This window comes from Pseudomonas cistanchae (assembly GCF_054483635.1).
On the sequence record NZ_JBTLWN010000011.1, the window covers coordinates 1 to 1,224 of the forward strand.

General features: G+C 47.8%; 2 protein-coding genes. Both read right to left on the reverse strand.

Annotated elements, in window-relative coordinates; all coding sequences use genetic code 11:
• Positions 1–77 precede the first annotated feature (77 nt).
• Positions 78–506 carry a hypothetical protein gene (locus tag ACX0MV_RS20165; protein ID WP_458983555.1) on the reverse strand — a complete coding sequence of 143 codons (429 nt, stop codon included), beginning with the start codon at positions 504–506 and terminating at the stop codon, positions 78–80.
• 109 nt (positions 507–615) lie between these two features.
• A complete protein-coding gene (locus tag ACX0MV_RS20170; RefSeq protein WP_458984289.1) occupies positions 616–924 on the reverse strand; it encodes a hypothetical protein in 309 nt (102 codons plus the stop codon).
• Between the last annotated feature and the right edge of the window lie 300 nt (positions 925–1,224).

The window sequence follows — 1,224 nt, forward strand, 5'->3', positions numbered from 1 at the left end:
ATAACGATTAAGCTAAGGGGCTGCGGAACGCAGTCCCAGCGAATGTAATGAGCGATTTCAGCGCCTTGTTAGCGGCGTTACTCGGAAAAAGCGCTTTGAATTTGATCATTCCAGGCAAATGAATTTAATACCCAGCCGCCTGGTGTTTTATAAAATATGAACATCCATGGCAGGGCGTGCTTAACAGTTTTTTCAATGTAAATTAACTTAAGGAGAGAGCTTCCTGCTTTTGTTTCGCGTATGAATTCATACCCGATAGAATTTCCATAGCGCACACCAAATTGATCCCGTTGTGATTTTGATTGTAATGCCATGCTTTGAAATTCTGTTTCTGAAATTGCAGCGTAAGGCTTCATTACGGAAAATGCAGCATCTAGATCCCCTTTGGATGCTTTCGCCATAACTTGTTCCGCTAGGCTTTTTGCATCTTGCTCGGTCATCAATGAATCTGCATGTGCGCATATTGAAAATGCGAAAACGGCGGTAATAACAAATTGTCTAAGCATGATTTTCTCAGTAGTGGCTAACGATTAAGCTAAGGGGTCGGCTTTAGCCGGTCCCAGTGAGCGAAGCGAACGATTTGAGCGCCTTGTTAGGCGCTTCACGGCACGATACTCAGCGTAGGCGTGTGCCATCTGGGTTCTGTGCCTCCTCGTCTCGACGTGTGTGATAAAACTGCTTCTTTTCCTCTAGCTCATAAAACAGCAAGCCATGAATGCCCATTGCTTCTTTCTTGGGGATACGGCGAGCCCATATACGTTCAAAAGCCGAGTTTAATACGTTTGCATCCTGGCGCTCATAAACCTCATCGATGAATGCTACGTCTTCGCCGGTTGGAAATATCAAAGCGAATTCATCGTCTGTGGCCGAGAAAATGTCATATACAGCATTACTGGCACCATCGAAGACTTGGATATTTTTCATGAAGTGCCTAACGTTTGGTTAAGGGGCCGGCTTTAGCCGGTCCCAGCGAGCGGAGCGAGCGACTTGAACCAGTAGTTAGACGCGGTGACAAATCGAGCTCGGAATTTTCAGGCGACGCCAAATGTACCTGAAGCCGAACCGAGATGTTGGGCAACGAACGTGCGTGGGCTGGCAGATACATAGCGGTAGGACGACCAATGGCGTTTGCCCCAGCGATGGGCCGGCAACGCCACCGCGAAAGGCTACGAACATTCAGATGTTTTGCGCGCCGACGCTCAATGCTTGCAACTGCGCTGATAT

Bases quoted from the DNA above. Each gene is read 5' to 3' on its own strand.
- ACX0MV_RS20165 (WP_458983555.1), bottom strand. From the start codon at position 506: ATGCTTAGACAATTTGTTATTACCGCCGTTTTCGCATTTTCAATATGC.
- ACX0MV_RS20170 (WP_458984289.1), bottom strand. From the start codon at position 924: ATGAAAAATATCCAAGTCTTCGATGGTGCCAGTAATGCTGTATATGAC.